At 72.0% G+C, this 19,314-nt stretch carries 14 protein-coding genes; 6 read left to right on the top strand and 8 right to left on the bottom strand.

All coding sequences use genetic code 11. The annotated features are described in order from the left end of the window. Positions 1-6 precede the first annotated feature (6 nt). The 7 genes from ACIGG8_RS19965 to ACIGG8_RS19935 form a co-directional block, all read right to left on the bottom strand. The gene (locus ACIGG8_RS19965) at positions 7-2,433 is read right to left on the bottom strand and encodes a Dyp-type peroxidase (protein ID WP_396549496.1); all 2,427 of its coding nucleotides are present in this window, start codon (positions 2,431-2,433) and stop codon (positions 7-9) included. A gap of 28 nt (positions 2,434-2,461) precedes the next feature. Continuing rightward, complete coding sequence (locus tag ACIGG8_RS19960) at positions 2,462-4,402, bottom strand: galactose oxidase-like domain-containing protein (protein WP_396549495.1); 1,941 nt, start codon at positions 4,400-4,402, stop codon at positions 2,462-2,464. A gap of 192 nt (positions 4,403-4,594) precedes the next feature. Next, positions 4,595-5,824 (bottom strand): acyltransferase, encoded by a 1,230-nt coding sequence (locus ACIGG8_RS19955; protein ID WP_396549494.1) that lies wholly within the window; start codon positions 5,822-5,824, stop codon positions 4,595-4,597. A 26-nt stretch (positions 5,825-5,850) separates the two neighbouring features. Then, complete coding sequence (locus ACIGG8_RS19950; protein WP_396549492.1) at positions 5,851-6,972, bottom strand: alpha/beta hydrolase; 1,122 nt, start codon at positions 6,970-6,972, stop codon at positions 5,851-5,853. Between the two features lie 125 nt (positions 6,973-7,097). Beyond that, entirely contained in the window at positions 7,098-7,787 is a 690-nt protein-coding gene (locus ACIGG8_RS19945; protein WP_396549490.1) for a response regulator, read from the bottom strand. Next, a complete protein-coding gene (locus ACIGG8_RS19940; RefSeq protein ID WP_396549488.1) occupies positions 7,784-9,097 on the bottom strand; it encodes a sensor histidine kinase in 1,314 nt (437 codons plus the stop codon). The genes ACIGG8_RS19945 and ACIGG8_RS19940 overlap by 4 nt, the downstream gene beginning before the upstream one ends. A gap of 84 nt (positions 9,098-9,181) precedes the next feature. Continuing rightward, the gene (locus tag ACIGG8_RS19935) at positions 9,182-9,862 is read right to left on the bottom strand and encodes a TetR family transcriptional regulator (protein WP_350523981.1); all 681 of its coding nucleotides are present in this window, start codon (positions 9,860-9,862) and stop codon (positions 9,182-9,184) included. A gap of 216 nt (positions 9,863-10,078) precedes the next feature. Here ACIGG8_RS19935 and ACIGG8_RS19930 point away from each other — a divergent pair, with 216 nt between their 5' ends. Then, positions 10,079-11,683, top strand: coding sequence for an MFS transporter (locus ACIGG8_RS19930; protein ID WP_396549486.1), 1,605 nt, complete (start codon positions 10,079-10,081; stop codon positions 11,681-11,683). A 180-nt stretch (positions 11,684-11,863) separates the two neighbouring features. On the opposite strand, the gene aceE is transcribed toward ACIGG8_RS19930, so the two are convergent. Then, a complete protein-coding gene (gene aceE / locus ACIGG8_RS19925) occupies positions 11,864-14,614 on the bottom strand; it encodes a pyruvate dehydrogenase (acetyl-transferring), homodimeric type (protein WP_350523983.1) in 2,751 nt (916 codons plus the stop codon). A 518-nt stretch (positions 14,615-15,132) separates the two neighbouring features. Between aceE and ACIGG8_RS19920 the strand changes: the two genes are divergently transcribed. From ACIGG8_RS19920 to ACIGG8_RS19900, 5 genes are all read left to right on the top strand, one after another. Further along, positions 15,133-15,573 carry a DUF3052 domain-containing protein gene (locus ACIGG8_RS19920; protein ID WP_350523984.1) on the top strand — a complete coding sequence of 147 codons (441 nt, stop codon included), beginning with the start codon at positions 15,133-15,135 and terminating at the stop codon, positions 15,571-15,573. Positions 15,574-15,879: 306 nt separating this feature from the next. After that, positions 15,880-16,338 (top strand): peroxiredoxin, encoded by a 459-nt coding sequence (locus ACIGG8_RS19915; RefSeq protein WP_396549484.1) that lies wholly within the window; start codon positions 15,880-15,882, stop codon positions 16,336-16,338. Positions 16,339-16,601: 263 nt separating this feature from the next. Then, the gene (locus ACIGG8_RS19910) at positions 16,602-17,177 is read left to right on the top strand and encodes a TerD family protein (RefSeq protein ID WP_350523182.1); all 576 of its coding nucleotides are present in this window, start codon (positions 16,602-16,604) and stop codon (positions 17,175-17,177) included. Positions 17,178-17,492: 315 nt separating this feature from the next. Then, complete coding sequence (locus ACIGG8_RS19905; RefSeq protein ID WP_350523183.1) at positions 17,493-18,071, top strand: TerD family protein; 579 nt, start codon at positions 17,493-17,495, stop codon at positions 18,069-18,071. Between the two features lie 146 nt (positions 18,072-18,217). After that, complete coding sequence (locus ACIGG8_RS19900) at positions 18,218-19,312, top strand: DUF475 domain-containing protein (RefSeq protein ID WP_350523184.1); 1,095 nt, start codon at positions 18,218-18,220, stop codon at positions 19,310-19,312. Positions 19,313-19,314 lie beyond the last annotated feature (2 nt).

Raw genomic sequence — 19,314 nt, 5'->3', positions numbered from 1 at the left:
CCGATCTCAGGCGAGCGAGGCCCAGGCGTCGCAGGAACGGTCGGCGGAGACCAGCCGGTCCGGGTGGCCGCTGCCGTCGGCGACCGAGATCCGCCGGTAGTTCTGGCCGCTGAACACCCAGTACTCGCTGCTGCCGCCGACCCGCCGGCAGTCCGGCACGGGCAGGAAGCAGTCCACCCGGTTCAGGCCGCTGAGCGAACTCCACTGGGAGAGCTCGCGGTCGGTGCGCTCGCGCACGTCGTTGTGCGAGGAGCCGTCCGCGATCGAGATCAGCCGGTACTGCTGGCGGCCGGCCGTGGTGTGGAAGCACCAGTACCAGCTCTTGCCGCCGACCCGCTGCTGGTCGGGGACGGGCAGCCAGCAGTCCACCTGGCCGACGCCGCTGAGCGAGCCCCAGTAGGTGAGGTCGCGGTCGGAGCGTTCGAGCGCCGTGGTGTACCGGCCGCCGCCGCAGGTGACGGAGACCAGCCGGTACTGCTGGCGGCCGGCGGTGCTGTGGAAGACCCAGTACCAGCTCTTGCCGGCCGGGTCCTGCTGGTCGGGCACGGGCAGGAAGCAGTCGACCCGGCCGACGCCCTGCAGACAGGACCAGCCGGTCAGCCAGGTGTCGTCCTCGACCTTGCGGTCGGTGTGGGCGGAGCCGTCGGCCACCGAGATCAGCCGGCAGCGGTCGCCGTGGAACGCCCAGTACTGGCTCTGGCCGGCCCGGCGGTACTGGTCCGGGACGCCGACGAACTCGTCGCACGGGTACGCCTTCACCGGCTGCGGCTCGGGCTGCGGCCAACCGCCGCCACCCGGCTGCGTGGTGGCGCCCTGCCCGCCCGTGCCCTGGCCGCCCGTGCCCTGGCCGCCCGAAGCCTGGCCGCCGACCGGGGCGAGCCGGCCCTCGCAGAGCCCCCGCAGGATGCTCATCGAGGGCATGAAGGCGTACACCGAGCCGGTGGTCTGGACGAACTGCGCGAAGTCCAGCGGGGTGTGCCGGATCAGGCCGCTGGTGTCCCGGCTCTCGTAGTCGAGGGGGGTGACCTGTCCGGTGTCCGGGTCGGTGCAGTTCTGGGTGACCGGGTCCCGGCCGGGTACGGGCCTGGGGTTCGCGTGCCCGGGCGGGGTGGTGTCCTGGGAGTCGCGGTTGGGCGGGAAGTTCGCCCGGTCCATCCAGCTGGCCTGGATGAACTCGAACTGCCGCTTGAGGTCCGCCTGGTAGCAGACGAACAGCAGCCCGCGCGGGTCGTCGGGGCCGCCCGGGCCCTCGGAGGCCGGGTCGAACGGTTCTCCGTACGGGGTGCCGCGGCGGATGATCCGCCTGCCGTTGAGGTCCTTGGCGGGGAACGGGGGCTTGTCCGGGCTCTCCTGCAGGCCGGCGCGCGGCTCGGTCTTGCGCAGGTGCGACCAGAGCGGGGTGACCAGGCCCTCCGGGTCGTCCGAGAAGTCGAAGGCGTTGTCGTTGGCGGCGGTCGGGTTGTTCGGGACGTCCCGGTCCTGGAAGTGGCAGACCGGGGCGCCGGAGCGCCAGCGGCCGACCATCCGGGCGGCCAGCCACTCGGTGGTGGCGTGGTCCGGGACGGCCTTGGCCTTCCGGAGCTCACCCAGCTTGACCGCGACCTGCGACCACCAGCCGGGGACGTCCTGGGCGAGCCGGCGGACCACCTGGAACGAGCCGTTGAGCGTCCAGGCCGGGTACTGGTCCTTGGGGAAGCTGAACTGGTCGTTGTCCAGGCCGCAGACGAACTCGCCGGCCGGGATGATCCGGGTGCCGGGGTGGCCGTCCACCTGCTCCGGATCGGTCGGGCTGGGCCGGTCGAAGCCCCTGACGCCGGGCTCGCTGATGCCGTCCTTGAACCCGAAGTGCTCCTTGCCGCGGCGGCTGCCCAGGAGGGTCTTCGCGTTCTGCTGGTAGACGACCAGGACGCGGGACTCGGCGGCGGCGATCCGCTGGGCCTCGACGGCCGTCTGCAGGTCCTTCTCGGTGTCCGCGGAGATCTTCAGGACGGCGTGGACCGACTGGGTCCTGCCGTTGCCGAAGAGCCAGTTCTCCGGGGAGTTGTCGCCGGTGTCGCCGAGCCCGCCGGCCCGTTTGGCCGCGCCCTCCTTGAACGCCTTCAGACCGGTGTCGCCCTGCGGGAGCGTCGGGAGAGGGTCGGTGGTGGAGAGCATCTGCAGGCCCTCGTAGCTGAAGCTGATGCCGAGCCAGGTGGCGGTCAGCGACTTGGGGTCGTCGCCGCCGGACGCGGCCCTGGCCTCGCTGAACGCCTCGTTGAACCTGGCGACCTCGCGGGTGGTGGAGATCTGCGGGGTCAGCTTGCGGAGCCAGTCGCGGGCCCGTGCCGCGTCCTCGAACTTGAGGAAGAGGACGCTGACGTTGTCCTTCTTGAAGCCGGCGAGGATGTCGCCCTGGATCTCGTCGCTCTCGCGCAGACTCAGGTCCGTTGCCATCGGGGGTTCCTTTCGGTGGGGGGTGGGGTCAGGCGGAGGGGCTGAGCTGGATCCACTTCGCCTCGCTGGGCACGCCCTTGCCGTCGAGGAGGAAGATCATGTACCAGCCGGGCGGCGCGGCCTTGGCGTCCGGCGGGGCCTGCAGCTGGATCCGGTTGCCGGCCTGGCTGGTGATCCGCAGGTCGAGGTAGCGCTGGCTGGTGTTGACCGAGTGGGTGGACGTGGTCGGCGCGAGCAGGACGGCCCTGACCACCTGGTCCGAGGTCGAGCTGGAGACGGTGAACTTCTTGTCGAAGCCGATCGGCACGGTCGGCGCGTCGTCCAGGTCGGGCCGGCCGCCGCCCTGGTGCAGGTAGGCGGGCTCGTAGATCTCGATGGTGCCGTTCATGGTGACCGGGCCGGCGGTGCCGGGGATGCCGCTCACCGTGCGGTTGATGTCCGTGTTGTTGGCCAGCTGCTGGAGCTCGTCGCCGGTGACCAGGACGCGCCCGTCCGGCAGCACGACCGCGTTGGAGTGGTAGCCGCGCGGCAGGCGCTGGACCGGGCCGAGCTGCCAGTTGCCCTGGTCGTCGCGCAGCTCGATCTGGCGGTACTTGAGGTCCGCGTTGGGGTTGTACGGGCCGTTGCCGTAGTCGCGGATGTCGTAGGCGCCGTTGACGGTCATCAGCCGGCCGGTGGGCAGCAGGACGGTGTCGTCCTGGGTGCGGCCGAAGGCGCGGGACTTCTCGGCCGTCCAAGTGCCGTTGGAGAAGCGCAGGGTGCTCGGGTTGTCCCGGTCGCCGCCGAGGACCAGCGCGGAGTCCGGGCCGTTGGCGCCGTTGGGGAGCAGCACGGCGGAGCCGTAGTTGCGCTTGCGGCCGTCCGGGCGGGCGGCCAGGTCGGTGCGGGACTCGGCGACCGGGTCGAACTTCCACTGCTCGGCGGCCTGGCGGCCGAAGCCGTAGACGTTGCCGTCGTTGAGCGAGAACAGGTGCGGGTAGTCGGTGGTGAACGGGGCGTCGACCTTGAACCGGTCCACCGGGGTGTTCGTGGGGAGGTCGGTCTTCTTCACCGGCACCGCGAAGGGCTTGGCGGGGAACCGCTCGACCACCGGGGTCGGGGTGCCGTAACCGAGTTCGGACTGGCCGGACATGATCAGCTGGCGGCCGTCGGCGCCGGTCACCACCGAGGGGTACCAGCGGCCCACCGACATGTCGGGGTTGCGGGTCCAGGTCTCCGTCCACGGGTCGAAGATCAGCGAGAGCTTGGCGCCCGTCCCGCCGTTGCCGCCGAGGTTGCCGCCGAAGACGCCGAGCATGCCGTTGGGCAGGAAGGAGTGGCCGGAGCAGAAGAAGGGCGCCGGGCGCTTCTCGCCGAGGCCGTCCGGCATGTCGACGACCGGCGGGTTGACCTGCTTGAACGCGTCCGGACCGTAGTTCTTCTTCGGGTCCCAGAGGAAGGCCCGGCCGGCGTTCTCCTTGCCGGTGGTCTGGGTGGGTGCCGGTTCCTTCTCCGGGTTGGTCTCGATTCGTTCGAAGGAGAACAGCAGCACCTTTCCGGTCGGCAGCAGCGCGACGTGGTCGCCGAAGTCGGGGGAGTCGAAGTACTGGTTGAAGGCGCCGAAGGTCGCCGGGTCGAAGGCCTTGTTGCGATCGGCCTGGGAGGCGGTCAGCGCGTTGTACCGGTTGGTGCGGGTGGTCTGCGGGTAGTCGCCGATGCCGCGGATGGCGGCGCGCATCCGGGCGTGCTCCTCGGCGTGCTCCTGGCCGAGCGCTGCGACCTCGTCCTCGCGCAGTTCGGCCATCACCCGGGGGGAGTCGACGTGCGGGGTGAGGTCGTCGGCCCCGGGGGCGGCCGGTCCGCCGTGGGCGAGGGCCGGGGCGACGGTGCTCAGCAGGGTGCCCGCGGTCACCGCGAGGACCACGGCGGTGCCCGCCAGTCGGCGGCGGGCCCCGCGCCGCGGCCGGGGGCGTGGTGGGGACAAGGACATGGGACTCCTCGGGAGTTGGGTGTGCCGGGGGGAGGGGGAGGGGTGGCGAATGCGGACGGACGGGCCGTGGGCGGGCGCGGTCCTGCGTTGGTCGCCGACGGTCACAGGAGATCACAGTGCGTGGTGGTTCGCATGCGGGTGCATCCCCCCGGTGACGGCGTCCGGCGGGGGCCGTTGCCCGCCCGGCGCGGGTCACACCACGCCCAGCGCGTAGGCCGCGAAGAGGGCCGCGGCGGCGCCGGCCGCCGCCTTCCCGGCGCGGGAGAAGGACGTCCACGGCCCGTCGAACCGCCGGGTGAACCACCCGATCGCCAGCAGGACGCCCGCGAACAGCGGGAGGAGGGCCAGCCGGGCGGCCACCCAGCCGAGCGAGTCCGGCGCGGTGGTGAGTCCCGGGACGCTGCCCAGCACGGCCGCGCCGGGCACCGCCGCGGCGAGCATCGCACTCTGGTGCCAGCAGAAGATCGTCATCGCCGACAGGTTGACGACGACCACCGGCAGCCACAGCAGCGGACGGCGGGTCAGCACCCGGCCGAGCCGCTCCCGCAGCAGCACCGCGGCGCCGCACTGGACCGCCGCCAGGGCGAGCACCAGCAGGGACGGCGGGTGCGAGTTGGTGCGCTCGGCCCCGGGCACGCCGACCATGCTGGCCGGGTAGTGGAACACCAGCAGCAGGGTGGCGAACAGCGCGCCGCCGCCGAACAGCAGCACCCGGGCGGTCGGCCGCCCGAGCCGGCCCTGCGCCCAGAGCACGCCGAGCTGGTAGCCGAACAGCCAGCCCGGCAGGATGTTCAGCAGCGCGACCCAGGACGGCACCGCCTGCGCCCACGGCCCGTACCGCAGCAGGTCGACGGCGGCGACGGAGGCCACCAGCAGGCCCGCCGACCAGCCGCCCAGCCGGCGTCCGGCGGCCACGCAGAGCGGGGTGAGCGCGGTCAGTCCCAGGTAGACGGCGATGTACCAGAGCGGCTGCACCACCAGCGTCGCGCCGGTGCGCAGGGTGTCGGCGGGGACGCCGAGCGCGGGCAGCAGCGGGACCAGCAGCGCCCAGACCGCCGTGACCCCGAGCACCGGGCGCAGCAGCCGTACGGTCCGGGCGCGCAGCCAGCCGCCGTGGGACTCGCCGCGGGCGCGGGCCCGTTCCAGCGAGCGGACCGAGGAGTGGCCGCCGACCAGGAAGAACACCCCGAGCATCTGGAGCCCCCAGCTGATCGGGGCGAAGAAGCCGAGCGAGGAGAGCGGGCTGGCGTTGTGCAGGGCGCCGTCGGGGGAGCGGGTGAGGCCGCCGAGCATCCAGTGCCCGACCGGTACGGCGAGCAGGGCGAGGGCGCGCAGGCCGTCCAGGGCGCGGTCGCGGCTGGCGGGGGTCCGGGCGTCGACCTGTCGGGCGGCGCGGCGCAGGGCGGTGAGGGGGTGGGCCATGGTGGTGCTCCTTCCGGTGCGGGCGGTCAGGCGCGGCCGAGGGCGACGGCGGCGTAGGCGGCGAGCGAGGCGGTGCCGGGGGCGAAGTAGCCGGTGTGGCCGTGGGATCCGGTGGCGGGCAGCGGGCGGGCGCCGAAGCCTGGGGCGGTCGGGTCGGCGCCGTGGCCGAGGCCGAGCAGCCGGACGTTGGGCACGTCGCCGATCCAGTCGGAGCCGTTGCGGGCGGTGGCCCACAGCGGGACGCGCGGGTCGAGACCGGCGGCCGAGTCGACGCCCATGCCGGGGGAGCCGAGCACCACCAGCCCGGAGGTCCGGTCGGGGGTGGGGCGGGCCAGGCCGCAGACCACCGAGCCGTAGCTGTGGCAGAACACGGTGGCCGGGGCCTGGGGGCGGGTGCTGACGGCGAGTCCGTCGAGCAGCCGGTCGAGGCGGGTGGCGCCGGCCCGGGCGAGGTCCTCGGTGGCGGCGTCGAGGCCGAGTCCGACCGGGGTGGTGTAGCCGGTCCAGGCGATCACGGCGGTCTGCCGGTCGGTGGCCTCGTACAGGGCGCGGGCCATGCCGGCGGGGGTTCCGTACGGATCGGCGGTGCGGTCGAAGTCGAGCAGGTCGATGTCGGAGCCGGGGACGATCACGGCGGTGCGGCGGGCGGCGGCGAGGTCGCCGTACACCTCGGCGACCTGGCCGCGGCCGCGCGGGTCGAAGGCGAGGATCTGCCGTCCGCCGTCCAGCAGGGTGCGGTAGCGCTCGGCGCGGGTGCGGGCGGCCTCGTGGTCCTGCGGGGTGCGGGCCGGGTCGGCGGCGCGGGCGAGTTCCCGGGTGCGTTCGGCGGCGAGGGCCAGGGCGTTGGCGCGGTAGCGGAGGGCGACCGGGGCGCCGTCCAGGTTGCCGACCACCAGTGGGTGCCGGACGGCCAGCGCGTCCTGTGCGGCCGGTGCCAGTGCGGCGAAGAACGCGGCGACCCCGTCCGGGGCGGTGGTGGCCGGGTCGGGCAGGCGCCGGCCGAGCGAGGTGTCGGCCGTCCAGGCGGCGCTGCCGGGCGGCGGGCCGGTGACGGGTGTCTGGGTGTCGGCGGCCCAGCCGCCGGCGCCGAGCACCGCCGCCAGCGCCACCGCGGCGGCCAGTGCCCGCCTGATCCGGAATCCGCGCATGGTCCTTCTCCCCCTCGTTCGTTCGGCTTGCGACGAAGAGGAAGGTAGGAACGCGACGGCCCCGCGGGCGTCACACCGCGGGGCCAACTCCCGGGTGCTACCCGGGTATCAGGGGGATGTCCCCCCTACTGGCCGGGGGTCACCAGGCCGGACTCGTAGGCCAGCACCACCGCCTGGGCGCGGTCGCGCAGGTCGAGCTTGGCGAGGATGCGCCCGATGTGGGTCTTGACGGTCTGTTCGGCGAGCACCAGCTTCGCGGCTATCTCCTGGTTGGAGAGGCCGCGGGCGATCAGCTCCAGCACCTCGGTCTCGCGCGGGGTCAGGCCGTTGAGCCGCACCTTGGGGTCGTGGCGCCTGGCGGGGCGAGTGCGGGCGAAGTCCTCGATCAGCCGGCGGGTCACCGAGGGGGCGAGCAGCGCCTCGCCGGCCGCGACCACCCGGACCGCGGCGATCAGGTCGGCCGGCGGGGCGTCCTTGAGCAGGAAGCCGCTGGCCCCGGCGCGCAGCGCCTCGTAGACGTAGTCGTCCACGTCGAAGGTGGTGAGCATCAGCACCTTGGGCCGGTGCGCGCCCCCGCCTTCCCGTGGACCGGTGGCGGGTTCGAGCAGCCGTCGGGCGGCCTCCAGGCCGTCCATCACGGGCATCCGGACGTCCATCAGCACCACGTCCGGGTGGGTGCGGCCGGCGACCTCCAGGGCCTGGGCGCCGTCCGCGGCGTCGCCCACCACGTCGATGTCGCTCTGGGCGTTCAGCAGGGCGGCGAAGCCCGCAAGCACCATGGCCTGGTCGTCGACGATGATCACGCGGATGGTCATGCGGTGGGCTCCCGGGGGGTGTTGTCGGAGGTGCCGAGGGGCAGGACGGCGGCCACCTTGAAGCCGCCGTCCGGCAGCGGGCCGGTGTCCAGCCTGCCATCGACCAGCCGGACGCGTTCGCGCATTCCGATCAGGCCCTGCCCGGTGCCCTCGACCGAGGCCTCCAGCGACTCGGTGCGCTCCGGCGGCGGCCCGTTGACCACCGTCACCAGCAGCTCGGGGCCGTCCGAGGAGAGCGACACCCAGGTCCGCGCGCCGGGGGCGTGCCGCACCACGTTGGCCAGCGCCTCCTGGACGATCCGGTACGCGGAGAGGCCGACGGCCTGCGGCACCGCCTCCTCCAGGCCGTGGGCCACCGTCAGTTCGGCCGCGACCCCGGCCCGTCCCACCGTCTCGACCAGCTGGGCGAGTTGGCCGACCCCGGGCTGCGGGGCCTTCTCCCCGCCGGAGTCCTCGCTGCGCAGGACGCCGAGCAGCCGGCGCATCTCGGCGAGCGACTCGCGGGCGGTGCCGGCGATCGCGGTGAACTCCTCGGCGGCCCCGGCCGGAACGTCGGGGATCCGGTACGGTGCGCTGGCGGCCTGGACCGCGATGACCGACATGTGGTGGGCCACCACGTCGTGCAACTCCCGGGCGATCCGGGCGCGTTCCTCCAGTAGGGTGCGCCGTTCGCGCTCGACCTCGCTGATGTGCTCCTGCTCGCTGAGCAGCCGGCGGGCCTCGGCGCGTTCCCGCAGGGCTCCGCCGAGCACCAGGACGGCGCCGGTCAGGGCGGTTGCGAGGAGGGCGTTGTCCCCGGTGTAGCGGGAGCCCGCCCCGGCGAGCGACAGGGCGAACCCGGCGCCCGCGGTGACCAGCCAGACCGCGACCAGGGTGCGCCTCGGCTCGCGGAGGGACAGCGGGACCATCAGGAAGAGGTAGCCGACCAGGGCGGTGGGGATCCACGGCCAGGGGCCGCCGGTCCCGCTCCCGGTGGTCAGCACCAGGACGGCGGCCAGCAGGTCGGTGCTGCCGATCATCCACCAGGCGGCCAGCGGCCGGCTCACCGCGAGCAGCAGCGGCGCGGTCTGCGCCACGGCGATGGCGGCGGCGAGCCCTCCGTCGATCCCGTAGTCGTTGGCCATCACGTTGATCCCGCTGGGCAGCAGCGAGGCGATCGCGGCCACCGCGAGGACGTACGGGAGGTGGCGGAGCCACGGCCGGGAGGAGTGGGCCAGCAGCGGGGCGTGGTCGGCGGACGGTCGGACGAGCGTGCCGAGCAGGGCCCGCGCCACGCCGACGGGGCCGGACCGGGTGGACGAGTCGATCATCCGGTCAGACTAGGGGCGCGGCCGGCGCCCGGCGTCCGACCTGGGGGTGGGATCCGGGGTGGTACCCGGGTATGACACGGGCGTTCAGGTGCGCCAGCGGCCGGCCAGGGCGGGGCCGAGCTGGTCGAAGTGGCGCTCGATCAGGGCGATCATGCCCTCCGGGCCGTCGGGTTCGCGGTCGGCCGTCCAGGACAGGTGGGCGGCGCGCAGCACGCTGCCGAAGACGGCGGCGAGCACGGTGGGGCGCAGGTCCTCGCGCGGGTCCAGGCCTTCGCGTTCGGCGAGCACCTGCACCACGATCCGTTCCTGTTCGGTGACCCGGCGCAGGTGGGCGGCGAGCAGGGTGGGCGCGTCCTCGATCATCCGCATGAGTTCGAGGGCGCTGGTGATCGAGCCGGGGCCGGAGGCCTCGGCGTTCCCGAGGTCGCGCCAGGCCTTGACGATCGAGGCGCGCAGGGCTTCCAGCGGGGACTCCTCGGCGGGGCGGTGGCGCAGGCACTCGATGAAGTAGTCCTCGGCCTCGGCCATGACGGCGAGCGCGACCTCGTCCTTGTTGGCGAAGTAGCGGAAGAAGGTGCGCTGGGAGACGTCGACGGCGGAGGCGATCTCGTCGACGGTCGTGCGGGCGAAGCCCTGGCTGAGGAAGAGCATGTGGGCCGCCTGGACCAGGGCGTACCGGGTCTGCTGCTTCTTGCGCTCGCGCAGCCCGGGTGTCCGACCGAGGTCCTCCGGGGTGCCGGTGGGGCGGGGGGCGTGAGCGGCCATGGCGGGGGCCTTCCGGGGCGCTGGTGTGGCGGGTGGGAGGACAACCTTAGCGCTCTGACAAATGGCAGTAATGGCCAGAAGTCACTGTTTGCCGAATGTCAGCAGCTGACATAATCTGCGGCGAGTGGCGCCCGTCGGGCCGGGGCACCTGTGGGGACGGGTGGGCCGGGGCGCCACGACCTCGTTCCGACCGAGCCACGCCCCCGGAGGGCCCAGATGAGCCAGTCCGTCGTCAAGAACTCCGAGGCGGACGCCGCGCCGCCGCCGACGCCACCGTCCGGGGGCGGCCTCAAGGGGCACCCCTGGCTGACCCTGCTGACCGTCGCGGTCGGCGTCATGATGGTGGCGCTGGACGGCACGATCGTCGCCATCGCCAACCCGGTGATCCAGGAGAAGCTGAACGCGGCGCCCTCCGAGATCCAGTGGGTCACCAGCGGCTACCTGCTCGCCCTGGCGGTCTTCCTGATCACCGCCGGCAAGATCGGCGACCGCTTCGGCCACAAGTCCACCTTCCTGGTCGGCGCGGTCGGCTTCGCCGCCACCTCCGCCGCGATCGGCTTCGCGGGCAACATCCGGACCGTGATCGCCTTCCGGGTGCTCCAGGGCCTTTTCGGCGCGCTGCTCCAGCCGGCCGCGCTCGGCCTGCTGCGCGGCGCCTTCCCCGCCGAGAGGCTCAACATGGCCATCGGCATCTGGGGCGGCGTGATCGGCGCCTCCACCGCGGCCGGCCCGATCGTCGGCGGCCTGCTGGTCGAGCACGTCAGCTGGGAGTCGGTGTTCTTCATCAACATCCCGGTCGGTCTGATCGCCCTGGCGCTCGGCCTGTGGATCCTCCAGGACGTGCGGGCCGAGAACGCCGCCAAGTCCTTCGACGTCCCCGGCATCGTGCTGCTGTCCGCGGGGATGTTCGCGCTGGTCTTCGGCATCATCAAGGCCCCCGAGTGGGGCTGGGGCGACGCCCGGACGCTGCTGTTCCTGGGCGGCGCGGTGCTGCTGATGGTGCTCTTCGCGCTCTGGCAGGGCAAGGCACGCGAACCGCTGATCCCGCTGGGCCTGTTCCGCTCGGTGCCGCTGTCGGCGGGCGTCCTGCTGATGGTGCTGATGGCCTTCGCGTTCTTCGGCGCGATCTTCTTCGTGACCTTCTACCTGCAGAACGTGCACGGCATGAAGCCGGTCGAGGCCGGCGTCCACCTGCTGCCGATGACCGGCATGATGATCGTCGGCTCGCCGGTGGCCGGCATCGCGATCGGCAAGCTCGGCCCGCGGATCCCGATCGTGGCGGGCATGCTGATCACCACCACCGCGATGTTCGGCATGTCCACCCTGGACACCGGCTCCGGCAACGGCGTGATGTCGCTCTGGTTCGTCCTGATGGGCCTCGGCATCAGCCCGGTCATGGTCGGCGCCACCGAGGTCATCGTCGGCAACGCCCCGCTGGAGCTGTCCGGTGTGGCCGGCGGCCTTCAGCAGTCCGCGATGCAGGTCGGCGGCAGCCTCGGCACCGCGGTGCTGGGCGCGCTGATGGCCGCCAAGGTCGGCGACGTGCTGCCCGGCAAGTGGGCCGGGGCCGGCCTGCCGCCGGTCGAGGGCCCGCAGGCCGAGGGACTCAAGCAGGCCGCCCAGCTCGGCATCGCCCCGCCGGCCCCGCCCGGCACCCCGCAGCAGGTGGTGGACGCGATGGCCGGCGCCGTCCACGAGTCCTTCGTCAGCGGCATGTCGCTCGCCTTCGCGGTCGCCGCCGTGGTGGCCTTCGGCGCCGCCGTGCTCGGCCTGCTCACCCGGCGCGGCGCCACCGACGCGGGCCCAGCCGTGCACATCTGACGCGCACATCTGACGCGCACCGCGCCGTGCACGTCCGACGCGCGCTTCGCCGTGCACGTCGACGCGCGCCCGTGCACCACGGCCCCGGACTCGGCGGAGTCCGGGGCCGTCGTGGTGCGGAACGCCGAAGGGGCCGGACCTCGCGTGGAGGTCCGGCCCCTTCGGTCACCTACCGGGTGATCAGGCGTCGCCGCCGGCGGCGCCCGGGTCGGCCGCGGTGACGTCCAGCAGCTGGTAGCGGTCGATCGCGTCCTTCAGCGCCGAGCGGTCGACCTTGCCCTGCTTGGCGAGCTCGGTGAGCACCGCCAGGACGACCGACTGCGCGTCGATGTGGAAGAAGCGACGGGCCGCGCCACGGGTGTCGGCGAAGCCGAAGCCGTCGGCGCCCAGCGACTGGTACTGGCCCGGCACCCAGCGGGCGATCTGGTCCGGCACCGCGCGCATCCAGTCGGACACCGCGACGACCGGGCCCTCGGCGCCCTGGAGCTTCCGGGTGACGTACGGCACGCGCTGCTGCTCCTCGGGGTGCAGCAGGTTGAACTCCTCGGCCTCCACCGCGTCGCGGCGCAGTTCGTTCCAGGAGGTCGCGGACCAGACGTCGGCCTTGACGTTCCACTCCTCGGCGAGGATGCGCTGGGCCTCCAGGGCCCACGGCACGGCCACGCCGGAGGCGAGGATCTGGGCCGGGATCTGGCCTGCGGTGCCCGGCGCGTACTTGTGCAGACCCTTGAGGATGCCCTCGACGTCCACGTTCTCGGGCTCGGCCGGCATCTTGATCGGCTCGTTGTACACGGTGAGGTAGTAGAAGACGTCCTCGCCGTTCGGGTGCTCGGCGCTGGAGCCGTACATCCGGCGCAGACCGTCCTGGACGATGTGCGCGATCTCGAAGCCGTACGCCGGGTCGTACGCGACGACGCCCGGGTTGGTCGAGGCCAGCAGGTGCGAGTGGCCGTCGGCGTGCTGCAGGCCCTCACCGGTCAGGGTGGTGCGGCCGGCGGTGGCGCCGAGGACGAAGCCGCGGGCCAGCTGGTCGGCCATCTGCCAGAACTGGTCGCCGGTGCGCTGGAACCCGAACATCGAGTAGAAGACGTACACCGGGATCAGCGGCTCGCCGTGGGTGGCGTAGGCCGAGCCCGCGGCGATCAGCGAGGCGGTGCAGCCCGCCTCGGAGATGCCGTCGTGCAGCATCTGGCCGGTCGGGGACTCCTTGTAGGCGAGGAGGAGGTCCCGGTCGACCGACTCGTAGGTCTGGCCGAGCGGGTTGTAGATCTTCGCCGACGGGAAGAGCGAGTCCATGCCGAAGGTGCGGTACTCGTCCGGCGCGATCGGCACGAAGCGGTTGCCGATGCCCTTGTCCCGCATGAGGTCCTTGAGCAGCCGGACGAACGCCATGGTGGTGGCGATGGTCTGGTTGCCGGAACCCTTCTTGACCGCCTTGTACGCGTCGTCGCCGGGCAGTTCCAGCTTGCGCGGGCGGACCTTGCGGGTCGGCACGTAGCCGCCGAGCTCCTGCCGGCGGTCGTGCATGTACTGGATCTCTTCCGAGTTGCGGCCCGGGTGGAAGTAGGGCGGGTAGCCCTCTTCGAGCTGCTTGTCGGTGATCGGCAGGTGCAGCCGGTCGCGGAAGCGCTTCAGGTCCTCGACCGTCAGCTTCTTCATCTGGTGGGTGGCGTTGCGGCCCTCGAAGTTGGGGCCCAGCGTCCAGCCCTTGACCGTCTGGGCCAGGATGACCGTCGGCTGGCCCTTGTGCTCGCGGGCAGCCTTGAACGCCGCGTAGATCTTCTTGTGGTCGTGGCCGCCGCGACCCAGGTGCTGGATCTGCTGGTCGGTCATGCTCTCGACCATCTTGCGCAGGCGCAGGTCGGAGCCGAAGAAGTGCTCGCGGATGTACTCGCCGGACTCGGTGGCGTAGGTCTGGAACTGGCCGTCCACCGTGGTGTTCAGCTTGTTGACCAGCACGCCGTCGCGGTCCTGCGCGAGCAGCGGGTCCCAGCTGCGGTCCCAGATGAGCTTGATCACGTTCCAGCCGGCGCCCCGGAACTGGGACTCCAGCTCCTGGATGATCTTGCCGTTGCCGCGGACCGGGCCGTCGAGGCGCTGCAGGTTGCAGTTCACCACGAAGGTCAGGTTGTCCAGGCCCTCGCGGGCCGCCAGCGACAGCTGGCCGAGCGACTCGGGCTCGTCCATCTCGCCGTCGCCGAGGAAGGCGTACACCTGCGAGTCGGAGGTGTCCTTGATGCCGCGGTGCTCCAGGTAGCGGTTCATCCGGGCCTGGTAGATCGCGCCGAGCGGGCCGAGGCCCATCGAGACGGTCGGGAACTCCCAGAAGTCCGGCATCAGCCGCGGGTGCGGGTAGCTGGAGAGGCCGTACGGGGCCTTCGACTTCTCCTGGCGGAACGCGTCGAGCTGCTGCTCGGTGAGTCGGTCCAGGAGGAAGGCGCGGGCGTAGATGCCGGGGGAGGCGTGACCCTGGAAGAAGATCTGGTCGCCGGACTCGCCCTCGGCGTCCTTGCCGCGGAAGAAGTAGTTGAAGCCCACGTCGTAGAGCGACGCGGAGGAGGCGAAGGTGGCGATGTGGCCACCGACGCCGATGCCGGGGCGCTGGGCCCGGGAGACCATGACGGCCGCGTTCCACCGGGTCGCGTTGAGGATCCTGCGCTCGATCTCCTCGTTGCCGGGGAAGAACGGCTCGTCCTTGGTGGCGATGGTGTTGACGTAGTCCGTGCTGCGCATCTCGGGCACGGCGACACGCTTCTCGCGGGCGCGCTCGATCAGCCGCAGCATCAGGTAACGGGCACGCTCACGCCCCCGCTCGTCGATGGCCGCATCGAGCGACTCCAGCCATTCCGCGGTCTCCTCGGGATCGAAGTCCGGGACCTGACTCGGAAGGCCGCCAATGATGATCGGGTTGCGATCGGATCCGGAAGCCACGCTGTTCCTTCACTGTCGGTCGAAACTAGAGGTGTGTCGCGCCGCCTCCATCGTGCTACCGCATTCGGAGATCCGTCATCTCTACCGATCGGTAACCGTTCCGCCCGTTGGGCGGTCCGGTCTGGTGGTGCGCGGCGCGGGCGTCTTCGTCCGCTCCGCACACCCCCTGGTGTTACGAAAAGAGGTGGTCCGACCTGGTGTCCCGTCCGCCCGATGGCGGGCGGCCGGGGTGAGGGCCAACAGGAGACTCTACGCCCGCGCATGCGCGGACCCCGAATGCCGTTCGCATCTCGGGCACGCGTACGGCCTGTGGGCCCGGACCACCCGAAGCATCCTTGTCCCATGCAGAGAAGGGCAAATCGGTGTGATTCCCGACACGTCGAACGGCGTGTCCCGGTGCGACACGTCAACCTTTGGAGGGGATCGGGGGTCGGGTACTTGCGCGAACCGCCGCGCCCGTGTGGACTACGGCCACAGCCTCGGCATGGACGCCGAGCCGAATACTGGAGGTTATTCCCGTGAGCGCGACCGCGGACCCCGCGGACAAGTCCAACCCGGCGGCCCGTCTCAACTTCGAGGGTGGCCAGATCGTCCAGGAGCTGGGGTACGACGAAGACACTGACCAGGACCTCCGCGAGGGCATCGAGGAGATCACCGGGACGGATCTCGTCGACGAGGACTACGACGACGTCGCGGACGCCGTCCTGCTGTGGCACCGCGACGACGACGGGGACCTCACCGACGCCCTCGTCGACGCGCTGGAGTACCTCGCCGAGGGCGGCGTCATCTGGCTGCTGACGCCCAAGACCGGGCGGGACGGCCACATCGAGGCCTCGGACATCAACGAGGCGGCCCGTACGTCCGGCCTCTCCCAGACCAGCTCGATCAACATCGTCAAGGACTGGGCGGCCACCAGGCTCGCGACCAAGTCCACGGCGAAGCCGGGCGGCAAGCGCTGAACGGGTCCTGAAGCCCCCGCCGGGCCCCGCCGGAGCCATGCTCCGGCGGGGCCCGGCGCTTTTGCCGGGCCTTCCGGGGGTGCCCCGGTCTCCTGCACCGTCCGCCGGTCTCCGGTGTCTTCCGGCGACCTCCCGGCCGCCTCACGACCCGATCGGCGCAGGCCGTGCCGCGTTCGCTCAGGGCGGAAGCGGGCGGGTGCCCGACGGGCCCGCCTCATCCGTTCGGCCGAACGCGCGTAAGCGGATGCGAGGATGGGGCCCGCTGCGCCCGCCGCGCGGCGCGGTCGCGTCAGAAAGGTCCCGTCCATGGCCATCGAGGTCGGCACCCGGGCTCCGGACTTCGAGCTCAACAACCAGCACGGGGAGTCCGTCCGGCTCGCCGACTTCCGCGGTGAGAAGAACGTCGTCCTGGTCTTCTACCCGTTCGCCTTCACCGGCGTCTGCACCGGCGAGCTGGGCGCGATCCAGCGCGAGCTGGCCGGGCTGCAGAACGACGACGTCCAGGTGCTCGGCCTCTCCTGCGACTCGCAGTTCTCCCAGCGCGTCCTCGCCGACCGCGAGGGCCTGGAGTTCCCGCTGCTCGCCGACTTCTGGCCGCACGGCGGGGTCACCCGGTCGTACGGCGTGCTCGACGAGGAGCGCGGCTGCCCGCTGCGCGGGACCTTCGTGATCGACAAGGCCGGCACGGTGCGCTGGAGCGTCGTCAACGGCCTCCCGGACGCCCGGGACGAGCAGGAGTACCTCAGGGTCCTCGCCGGGCTCTGAGCCCCGCCCCGGCCGTCCGCCGCGAGGCCGGGGCGGGACCGCTGCGGGGCCACGGCGCGGCCGCCGCGGGGCCACGGCCGGCCTGAACCCGGCCGCCCGGGTGCCGGACGGTCGTGTCCGCCCGCATCCGCGCTGCGCACGGGAACCGCGTACTACGCTCGGGCCGTTGGCGGAGTGGGGTGCGGGAGCCGGTGCGTTCCCGGGGCCCCGAACCGCACCACCGGGGGCACCACAGGGCGTGCCTCCCGAATCTTGGAGGACACGTGGGAGTCAGCCTCAGCAAGGGCGGCAACGTCTCGCTCACCAAGGAGGCGCCCGGGCTCACGGCCGTGATCGTCGGCCTGGGCTGGGACGTCCGGACCACCACCGGTGCGGACTTCGACCTGGACGCCAGCGCACTGCTCTGCAACGCCCAGGGCAAGGTCGCCTCGGACGGCAACTTCGTGTTCTTCAACAACCTGAAGAGCCCGGACGGCTCGGTCGAGCACACCGGCGACAACCTCACCGGCGAGGGCGAGGGCGACGACGAGGCGATCAAGGTCAACCTGGCCGGCGTCCCGGCGGACGTGGAGAAGATCGTCTTCCCGGTGTCGATCTACGACGCCGAGAGCCGCAGCCAGAACTTCGGCCAGGTGCGCAACGCCTTCATCCGCGTGGTGAACCAGGCGGACAACACGGAGCTGGCGCGTTACGACCTCTCCGAGGACGCCTCCACCGAGACCGCGATGGTCTTCGGCGAGCTGTACCGCAACGGCGCCGAGTGGAAGTTCCGCGCCATCGGCCAGGGCTACGCCTCCGGCCTGCGCGGCATCGCGCAGGACTTCGGCGTCAACGTCTGAGTCACTCGGCGCCCTGCGGCGCGTTCCAGCCGGGGCGGCCCGGACCCGCGGAGGGTCCGGGCCGCCCCGGCTTCGTCCGGTCGCTGCCGCCACCGCCGCCGTTGCCGCCTTCACGGCTGTCCGGGCGGCAGTTCGGGCGTCGCGCGGGTGGGCGGGTGCCGGCGGGTCGGCGTTCGTCCGACCCGGTCCCGCGGGGGCCCGTCGCGCTGCGAGGATGTGAGTTCAGGAAGTTCAGCCGACCGGAGCCGGTCGGCCGGGGCCGCGGGGGACTACACCTGGAAGGCGCCCCGGGAGAAGCAAGGGAGGAAGAACGTCATGGTGGTCACGCTCGCCAAGGGTGGCAACGTCTCGCTCACCAAGGCCGCGCCGAACCTGACGCAGGTCCAGATCGGCCTCGGCTGGTCCGCCCGTTCGACCACGGGTGCACCGTTCGACCTCGATGCGAGCGCCCTGCTCTGCGGTGGCGGGCGGGTGCTCGGCGACGAGTACTTCGTCTTCTACAACAACCTCAAGAGCCCCGAGGGCTCGGTGGAGCACCAGGGCGACAACCTCACCGGTGGCGACGACACGGGTGACGACGAGGTGGTCCTGGTCAACCTGGACCTCGTCCCGGCGCAGGCGGACAAGGTGGTCTTCGCGGTGTCGATCTACGACGCCGAGCCGCGGCTGCAGAACTTCGGGCAGGTCCGCAACGCCTACATCCGGGTCGTCAACTCGGTCGACGGCCAGGAGATCGCCCGCTACGACCTGTCCGAGGACGCGTCCAGCGAGACTGCGATGATCTTCGGCGAGCTGTACCGCTACGCGGGCGAGTGGAAGTTCCGCGCGGTGGGCCAGGGGTACGCCTCCGGCCTGCGCGGCATCGCGCTCGACTTCGGGGTGAACGTACAGTAAGGGCGGAAATCGGACCATCGCACCCGACCCGATCATGAGAACTGAGGGCAGTGCGGGGGTGACCTGACCGGGCGGGGCCCGGTCAGGGCGTCTCGGGGACGAGGCCGCCCCCGGCACGGCCAGAACCCGAAAGGTAGCCAACTCCCGTGTTCCTCCGCACATTCGGCTGGTCGTTCGCGATCACCGCCATCGGCCTCGCCGCGGCCGGACTGCTCTGGGGAGCCCAAGGCTTCGGCATCGTGCTGATCCTCTCCATCCTGGAGATCTCCCTGTCGTTCGACAACGCGGTGGTCAACGCCACGGTGTTGAAGCGGATGAACCCGTACTGGCAGAAGATCTTCCTGACCGTCGGCGTGCTCATCGCCGTCTTCGGCATGCGCCTGATCTTCCCGCTGCTGGTCGTCGGCCTCACCGCGAAGCTCGACCCGGCGACGGTCATCGACCTGGCGCTGCACTCCGACAAGACCCACGACGGCCTCACCTACGGCCAGTACCTGGAAGCCGCCAACCCGGCCATCGCCGCCTTCGGCGGCGTCTTCCTGCTCATGATCTTCCTGGACTTCGTGTTCGAGGAGAAGGAGCACAACTGGCTGAGCTGGCTGGAGCGCCCGCTGGAGAAGATCGGCAAGCTGGACGCCCTGTCCGTCGTCATCGCCCTGGTCTCGCTGGTGCTGGCCGCCCGCTTCTTCGCCGCCGAGCACGCCGAGACCGTCCTGCTCTCCGGTGTCCTCGGCCTGATCACCTACCTCGCGGTCAACGGCCTCTCCTCGATCTTCGAGTCGGGTCTGGAGGCCGAGGCCGAGCGCGAGGAGGAGGCCGAGAAGGCCGGCAAGTCGGTCGTCCAGGTCGCCGGCAAGGCCGCGTTCTTCCTGTTCCTCTACCTGGAGGTCCTGGACGCGTCGTTCTCCTTCGACGGCGTCGTCGGCGCGTTCGCCATCTCCAGCGACATCTTCCAGATCACCCTGGGCCTCGGCATCGGCGCGATGTACATCCGCTCGCTGACCGTCTTCCTGGTCCGCAAGGGCACCCTGGACGACTACGTCTACCTGGAGCACGGCGCGCACTACGCGATCGGCGCGCTGGCGGCGATCCTGCTGGTCGGGATCAAGTACCACATCCCGGAGATCGTCACCGGCCTGATCGGCGTCGCCTTCATCGGGCTCGCGCTCGGCTCCTCGATCCTGCGCAACCGGCGCGAGGGCGCGGAGGACGAGCCGGAGCTGGTCGGGTCGGGCAAGTAGCC

Source organism: Kitasatospora sp. NPDC085464 (assembly GCF_044541955.1).
GTDB lineage: Bacteria > Actinomycetota > Actinomycetes > Streptomycetales > Streptomycetaceae > Kitasatospora.
Note: the sequence above shows the minus strand (reverse complement) of the source record. Positions and strands in the feature narration are given on the sequence as shown.